The organism is Clostridium sp. MCC353 (assembly GCF_018785315.1).
In the GTDB taxonomy this organism is placed as follows: domain Bacteria; phylum Bacillota; class Clostridia; order Lachnospirales; family Lachnospiraceae; genus CHH4-2.
Genome location: NZ_WQPN01000170.1, coordinates 34194 through 41506, shown reverse-complemented (window position 1 = coordinate 41506; position 7313 = coordinate 34194). Strand labels below are relative to the sequence as shown.

Genomic DNA, 7313 nt, shown 5'->3' with positions numbered 1-7313 from the left:
TTACGGTTGGAAGCTGGTTTTCATCCCCGACGGATGCCCCTCGGCCTGGCCCCTTCCAAAAATCCGGCCGTCTGTCCGCCCCCTCCTCCCGCTTTCCTGCGTATCTTTCTCACTTAAATCCCAATTATTCTTTTCTCCGAAAACAAGGCTTTCTCTTTTCCTGGAAAGAGGTAAGTCCCTCAATTTGGTCCTCGGTTCCGAAACAAGCGGCCATATAGCCGACCTCTACCTCTTTTGCCACATCGAAGGCCGCGTCAATTCCTGCATTGACGGCAGATTTTACGAGATAGACTGCGGTGGAAGAATTGTTGGCGATCATCTGTGCTTCTGCCATCACTTCCTGCCAGAACGTATCTAAGGGAACGACTTTGTTGATTGCGCCGAGGGCAAGAGCCTCATCTGCTTTAATCCTTCTTCCGGTGAAGAGAAGTTCCTTTGCCTGAGGTACTCCAATGGCCCGAGGAAGGCGCTGGGTACCGTTAAAACCGGGCACAATTCCGAGAGTTACCTCCGGCATGGCGAAGGAGGCTTTTTCGTTGGCTATGCGGATATCACAACAGAGCAGAAATTCAAATCCGCCGCCAAACGCGTATCCGTTGACTGCGGCAATTGTAGGTTTGGGCATCAGCTCAATTTTCCGGAAAATAGCGCAGCCTTTTTTGGAATAGTTGATAACCTGAATTCCCCGGGAATTAGCCAGTTCGTCGATATCGGCTCCGGAGATAAAACTTTTTCCCTCACCGGTAAAGACAACGACGCGGACAGATGAATCCTCTACCAGCTCATCCACCGCACGGTCCAGTTCCTCTAAAACGGTTGAATTCAATGCGTTAAGCGCTTCTGGGCGGTGGAAGGTTACCACGCCTACGCCATCCTCAATAGTTACGATTAGATTTTGATAATCCATATTAAAAACCATCCTTTCTGTGATAAATAATTGTAATAGTTCTGGCAGCCCATCTTCTTAACCGAAAATGCCGTCTGACTGTTACAAATAATTATATAATTTTATATGCCACAGGGGTTTGCTCATCAAAGTAAACCAGAAGAGCTTTCTCACCCGTTTGAAACCAGTAGATATCATCTTTCAGCGATGAGGTGAACAGGATTTTGCCTGAGTTATCCCGAAACTCCACAAATGAGCTGTTTCCGTCCCGGATGACACTGACAGAAGCATCGGCGCAGAACAGGGCGCCGTAATTTTTCAGCGCCTTCATGATGCCGTGATCGTGTATGAAGTTGGATAAAAATGTAACCGAATAGGCTAACAGCATGAACAGCCCAAGAGTAATTCCTGCTGAATTGACCATTACCAGCTGATAGAGAAAGAACGCTGCCAGACATGCAAGAATGATCATCTGGTTTCTCAAATAAAGATGGCGGCGGATATGGATTCTCTCTTTCTGCATCTTCCGAACCAGGGCGCAGTCGTTGGAATCCATGCGGCGGCGTTTTTGCTTGGAAGTTCCGGAATCGGCCTTTTTTAAATTTGAATGAGGCAGATTCGCTGGAAAAATGCTTTGGGGGAGGGCGAATAAATGATATCCGTTTTCCTGCCTGGCGGCCACAATGTTGAAATGGGAGCCGTTCTGCAGCATGTCATAATGGGTTTTGATTACGGGAATTTCGTCTATGGTCTGTCCGCCGGAGATTTTTCCCTTGATGAGAAAAATGCGGCGTCCCAGAGCAGACCTTTTTACGGTCTTTTCATTGCAGACGGCAGAGGCCAGGTAAAAATGGTTGCCGTGTTTTGTAAAGTTATGTTTGATACCGGAGGAAGTCCATTTTTGTTTATAGACCTGGAACATCTGAACGCCATAGATTGCCGCCAGCATGACGGGAAGCAGGATCAAGCCGGTATTGAATCCGGTGGTTATTCCGGAATAGATGCTGAAAATAAAGACGGCAATTACGATGATGGGAGCGGCCTTCTTAAAAAAGAAATCGAGCTTATTGTCTTTGGCGGGAAGATCTTGGATTGTTATTAGAAATTGCTGGATTACAGCATCTTCAGAATCAGATGCGTTCCTGAAATTAAAAGTTTCCTGCAGTTCGTTTTCTGTGTAATAATTCATGTTTTGTACCCCGGTTTCATCTGTTCATTTGGAACGGAAAAATTCCGCTCTATATGTGAAATTATACCAGAGCGGACTGGCTGTGTCTATGATAAAAGCAGAAACAACCGATTGATTTACAATTGTTTTGCGGATTGATTCTTTTGTTGAAAAAGAGGGGGATGTAAGTTATAATTGGTAGTATGTATTTGTACATATTGGTGTCAATATGAACATGTATTTCATGTTATGTTAAAACATTAAATCAAGTCCAGGAGGTATTGAATGGGGAAACGGATGGAAATGAAAGAAGCTCTGTCATTTATCAAAGATAATGACGGAGTGGCAGTATCGGGATTTATGCTTGCAACAGTTGCCAGAGAGATTATGGTGCGGCTGGGGGAACAGTATTTGGAGACTAACAGTCCTAAGAATCTGACATTGATGCAGGCGGCAGGTATGGGGAACAACAAGGATCAGGCGATTTACGAGATGAGTTATGAGGGGCTCTTTAAGCGCTATATTACGGGGCACTTTGCCAACAACAGCCGTATGATCGAACTGACTAATTCGAATAAGATTGAAGCGTACAATTTTCCACAGGGTGTTATCGCGCATATGTACCGCGCAGCGGCGGCAGGAAAAATCGGCGAGATTACCAAGATAGGCCTGAATACATTTTGCGATCCAAGGCTGCAGGGCGGTAAGATGAACGATATAACTAAGGAAGATATTGTAGAACTGCTGGATATATGCGGGGAAGAATACCTCTTATATAAGACCCCCAAGCTGGATATCGGTTTGATCCGGGGAACTACGGCGGATGAACTGGGCAATATCAGCATGGAAGAAGAATCCGCTTACATTGATTCTCTGGACGTGGCGCTTGCTGTAAAGGCCAATGGAGGTAAAGTGATCGTCCAGGTTAAGAATTATGTGGCGGCCGGTTCTCTGGACAGGGGGCAGGTAGTGATCCCAGGCAATTTGGTGGATGCGGTTGTAGTATGCAGTGATCCTGTGGAATATCACAGACAGACCCCCGGTTCCTACTATGACCCGGTTCTCTCCGGACATTATAGGAAAAGCGGAGTTGGATTTGGAAGTATACCGCTTGATGAGAGAAAAGTCATAGCCCGGCGTGCTGCTATGGAATTGGAACCGAATTCGGTTGTTAATCTCGGTATTGGTATTCCGGAGGGAGTTGCAGCAGTCGCCAATGAAGAGGGGATCGGTGATCAGATGGTCCTCACAATTGAGAGCGGCCTGGTTGGCGGTGTTCCTACAGGGGGCCAGGACTTCGGTTCTGCTGTCAATGCATGGGCAGCTCTTCCGATGACATCTCAATTTGATTATTACAATGGCGGCAATCTGAATGTCACTTATCTGGGCTTTGCTGAAGTAAATGCAAAAGGCGATGTGAATGTCAGCCGTTTCGGAACCAGAATTGCAGGCTGCGGCGGTTTCGTGGATATCTCCCAGTCTACGAATCATATTATGTTCTGCGGTACGCTTACAGCCGGCGGTTTTCAGATGAAATTGGAAAATGGCAAAGTTGTGATTGTCAATGAAGGAAAGCGCAGGAAATTTAAGTCTTCCATCGAGCAGGTGACATTTAGTTCGGAATTCAGTTTGAAAAAGGGCCAGAAGGTACTTTTTATTACGGAGCGATGTGTATTCCGCCTTGTTAAAGAGGGATTAAAACTGATTGAAGTGGCGCCGGGAATTGATATTGAGAAAGATATTCTGCCCTATTTGGAATTCACACCGATTGTGGAAGACGTAATAGAGATGGATTCCAGGATTTTTGAAGAAGGGCTGATGGGATTAAAAGATATGATTGGAAAGGCAGGGAATTAATTATGGCTCATGTGGACAGAGGTTTGTATCTGGAGGATTTTGAAATCGGTAAAGTATATGAGAGCTGCGGAAGAACGATTACGGAATCAGATGTGGTGAATTTCGCTGGATTGTCCGGTGATTTTAATCCGTTACATATGGATGAAGAGTTTGGAAAGAACAATATGTTCGGCAAAAGGGTTGCGCACGGGATGCTGGGACCTGTGATCATGACCGGATTATCCAACCAGACCGGATTATTTGAAGGAACCACCATCGCATTTTTGGAATTATCAATTAAGTATACGGCTCCGTTGTGCATAGGGGATACCGTTCATCTGGAGTTTTCCACCACAGAGGTGAGACACAGCAAAAAGCCCGGTAGAGGGATTGCAAAATACGATGCTAAACTGATTAATCAGGAAGGCAAAGTGATCACAGAATCCGAATGGGTGATCATGATGAAGAGCAGAGAATAAAGGATTTCCTCATTCCTGCAGAACGCTGGCAAAGCCGGTGCTCTGCAGGATTTTTTATGTGTTGGCCGCTGTTACTGGTCGCCGTAGCATTCCAGCATCCGGTCCATATACAACTGGGCGGCTGGGCTGGTAGGAGCATCTTTTTGGCGGACCATATAGAATGCACTGCTTAAATCCGGTCTCAAATCTTCTTTTTCCACAGGTATGGAAACGATTCCGAGGTGGGTATCCTGATCCAGGGTGCTCTTAATCCCCACACCTACATAATCCGTCCGGGTCAGCAGATTATGCAGGGCGGAACGGCTGTTGACCAGAATTTTCTTTTTAATTCTGCTCATGTCTGCAAGATGGTAATAGGACAGCATGTCGATTCCAAGATCAAAATCTGAAGTGTCATCCAGAACAAATCCATATTCATACAGATCATCCAGGCTGATTTTACCTCCGCGGGAAAGAAGAGGATGGTTTTTCCGCATTATGATCATGGGGTCCAGGCGGCATACGAAACGGGATTCCATGCCTTTGGTCTGGAGCAGATGCCGGAATGTGGCTTTTTGGGCATCTGCGATGCAGACAAGGCCCAGTTCTGAGATTTTTCCGTAGACATCATTGATGACTTCAGAATTTGTGGATTCACGGATGTTGAACTGTATTTTTTCTTCTTCATTCATTTCTTCCAGCATTCTTACAAACGCATCGATGCCGTGTGAACAACGGGTGATGGACAAGGTAAAACGGGATATTCTCTGTTCTTTGTTTTTATATAAATTTTGCAGGCTGTCCATGTCTTTCAGAAGCTTTTTTGCCTGCACGATAAATTCCGCGCCTGCGTTTGTCGCTCTGACACCGTCATTTCCACGTTCAAAAATGACAATGCCCAGTTCATTTTCCAGCTCATGCAGCACGCGGCTCATATAGGGCTGCGACAGATAGAGCCTGGAGGCGGCTTTAGAAATGGAACCGCAGGCTTCAATGGCTATTATGTATTGCAGATGCTGAAAATTCATACGAGGATCCTTTCCTGTTAACCTATAATCTGCAGGTTATACCCGGATTCACAGCAGGTATTTCCATAATTAAAAAAAGTAATGTTATTATATAAGAAACTATTTATGGAGTCAATAAAACAGGGGGCTCGTGAAGAGAAAAGGCAGGGGTACATTTATGGAAATGATGACAGGAGGGCTGTTGACGGAACTTCAGCCAAGACAGTCTATGGATTTACAAGAGGAAATGGAAAGGGCGCTCAGGTATGGCAGACGTTTTTTGGGAAGCGCACAGCCTGCAAGCTATATTCCGGAGCTTGCGGGCGCGGATCCCAGTCTGCTGGGAATCAGCATAATCACTGGGGATAACCGGGAATATGGCTGTGGGGACTGGAAACATTTATTCACACTGCAGAGTATATCAAAGGTGATTGCGCTGATTCTTGCAATTGAGGATATGGGGATGGATGGGGTGTTCGATAAAGTTGGAATGGAGCCTACAGGCGATCCTTTTAATTCCATAATCCGGCTGGAGAAAGCCAGCAGAAAACCGTATAATCCTATGATTAATGCGGGGGCCATTGTGGTCTGCAGCTGTATCAAAGGCAGAAGTGCAGGGGAACGCACCGGACGTTTCTTAGAATATGCCAGAAAACTCTGCGGTAATCCCTCGCTGGATTTTAATGACGCGGTATTCAAATCCGAGCGCACTACGGGAGATAAAAACAGGGCGCTGGCCTATATGATGAAAACAAACGGAATTCTGGAAGGGGATGTGGAGGAGCATTTAGATGTTTATTTCCGTCTGTGTTCCCTGATGGTAAACTGTCGTGATATCGCTTTTTTTGGAGCCGTACTGGCCGGTAACGGCTGTAACCCGGTCACAGGAGAGCCGTATATCCCCAACAAGGTCTTAAAGCTGGTGCGGTCTTTGATGGTAACCTGCGGAATGTATGACGCGTCAGGGGAATTTGCGGCCAAAGTTGGACTTCCCTCCAAAAGCGGAGTCGGAGGCGGCATTCTTTCAGTTGTTCCAAACACCATGGGAATCGGCGTTTTCGGCCCGGCGCTGGATGAAAAGGGAAACAGCGTGGGAGGGGTTAAGGTATTGGAATATCTTTCGCAGAGGATGGGCTATAGTATATTTTGAAATCTTTGTTTATTATATTGGCCGAAGTTACGCCTGTAAGAAGGGGAACCTGGTGCGGAGGGCATGGCCGGGCGTCCTAAGGGGAGGACCAAAGGCCGCGGGGATCTGATTCCGGCCGTTAAGTGGAACTAAGGCTTTCAGAATGGAAAGAGGCGGTCCGATGCCCATTCACGGTAAACTCCTGATGACTTTACCGTTCAGTGGGCATCTCAGAAACTGATTGGGAATTCAGTTTCTGCCCGCCTCTTTCCATTCTGAAAACCTAAGTACAATCTGTGAATTGCCTGCGCTGGAGATAAAAAGATTTGGGGGAGAGAAGTAGAAGGAGCAAAGGAGCGTTTAAATGAGGCGGTATTTGATAATTCGTGCAGGATTTGGCGGATATGACATGGAGGTTTAATGTAAATGGTGTGGGCGTTACCATTAAAGCGTCAAGGCATTTTCGAAAATGCCTTGACGCTTTAATGGTAACACTTTAATGTTAAATTTACACACAATTCGTAAAATTGCTTTAATTACTTGATCCAGAGAAAACCAGCAGGAAAGCGGGAGGAGGGGACGGGCAGACGGCCGGATTTTTGGAAGGGGCCAGGCATAGGGGGATCCGGCGGTGCTGAAAGCCATCTGGAAACCGTTAGTGAAACTTAGGCTGCAGGCATGGAAAAAGACGGGCAGAAACTGAAAACCAAATCAGTTTCTGAGATGCCCACTGAACGGTAAAGTCCCATAAAGAGTTTACCGTGAATGGGCATCGGACCGTCTTTTTCCGTGCCTGCAGTCTTAGTTTCACTTACGGTTGAAAGCTGGT

Annotated in this window: 6 protein-coding genes; 3 read left to right on the top strand and 3 right to left on the bottom strand. The window is 46.2% G+C overall.

Annotated features, from left to right (window positions below; genetic code table 11):
- Positions 1–124 precede the first annotated feature (124 nt).
- Positions 125–907 carry an enoyl-CoA hydratase-related protein gene (locus GPL15_RS25550; RefSeq protein WP_215701498.1) on the bottom strand — a complete coding sequence of 261 codons (783 nt, stop codon included), beginning with the start codon at positions 905–907 and terminating at the stop codon, positions 125–127.
- A gap of 91 nt (positions 908–998) precedes the next feature.
- On the bottom strand, positions 999–2075 hold the full coding sequence (locus tag GPL15_RS25545; protein WP_215701497.1) for a hypothetical protein: 1077 nt from the start codon (positions 2073–2075) through the stop codon (positions 999–1001).
- 264 nt (positions 2076–2339) lie between these two features.
- On the opposite strand from GPL15_RS25545, the gene GPL15_RS25540 reads away from it, so the two are divergent.
- Together GPL15_RS25540 and GPL15_RS25535 are read left to right on the top strand one after the other, a co-directional pair.
- Positions 2340–3911 (top strand): CoA-transferase, encoded by a 1572-nt coding sequence (locus GPL15_RS25540; protein WP_215701496.1) that lies wholly within the window; start codon positions 2340–2342, stop codon positions 3909–3911.
- A gap of 2 nt (positions 3912–3913) precedes the next feature.
- Entirely contained in the window at positions 3914–4369 is a 456-nt protein-coding gene (locus GPL15_RS25535) for a MaoC/PaaZ C-terminal domain-containing protein (RefSeq protein WP_215701495.1), read from the top strand.
- 71 nt (positions 4370–4440) lie between these two features.
- Here GPL15_RS25535 and GPL15_RS25530 read toward each other — a convergent pair whose 3' ends face one another.
- Positions 4441–5376: a LysR family transcriptional regulator gene (locus GPL15_RS25530; protein ID WP_215701494.1), complete on the bottom strand. Its 936-nt coding sequence runs from the start codon at positions 5374–5376 to the stop codon at positions 4441–4443.
- 226 nt (positions 5377–5602) lie between these two features.
- On the opposite strand from GPL15_RS25530, the gene glsA reads away from it, so the two are divergent.
- Entirely contained in the window at positions 5603–6505 is a 903-nt protein-coding gene (gene glsA, locus GPL15_RS25525) for a glutaminase A (RefSeq protein ID WP_252198633.1), read from the top strand.
- Positions 6506–7313 lie beyond the last annotated feature (808 nt).

Excerpts from the sequence above, each read along its gene's own strand:
- GPL15_RS25545 (WP_215701497.1), bottom strand. The coding sequence starts at position 2,075 with ATGAATTATTACACAGAAAACGAACTGCAGGAAACTTTTAATTTCAGG.
- GPL15_RS25530 (WP_215701494.1), bottom strand. The coding sequence starts at position 5,376 with ATGAATTTTCAGCATCTGCAATACATAATAGCCATTGAAGCCTGCGGT.
- GPL15_RS25535 (WP_215701495.1), top strand. The coding sequence starts at position 3,914 with ATGGCTCATGTGGACAGAGGTTTGTATCTGGAGGATTTTGAAATCGGT.
- glsA (WP_252198633.1), top strand. The coding sequence starts at position 5,603 with ATGGAAAGGGCGCTCAGGTATGGCAGACGTTTTTTGGGAAGCGCACAG.
- GPL15_RS25540 (WP_215701496.1), top strand. The coding sequence starts at position 2,340 with ATGGGGAAACGGATGGAAATGAAAGAAGCTCTGTCATTTATCAAAGAT.
- GPL15_RS25550 (WP_215701498.1), bottom strand. The coding sequence starts at position 907 with ATGGATTATCAAAATCTAATCGTAACTATTGAGGATGGCGTAGGCGTG.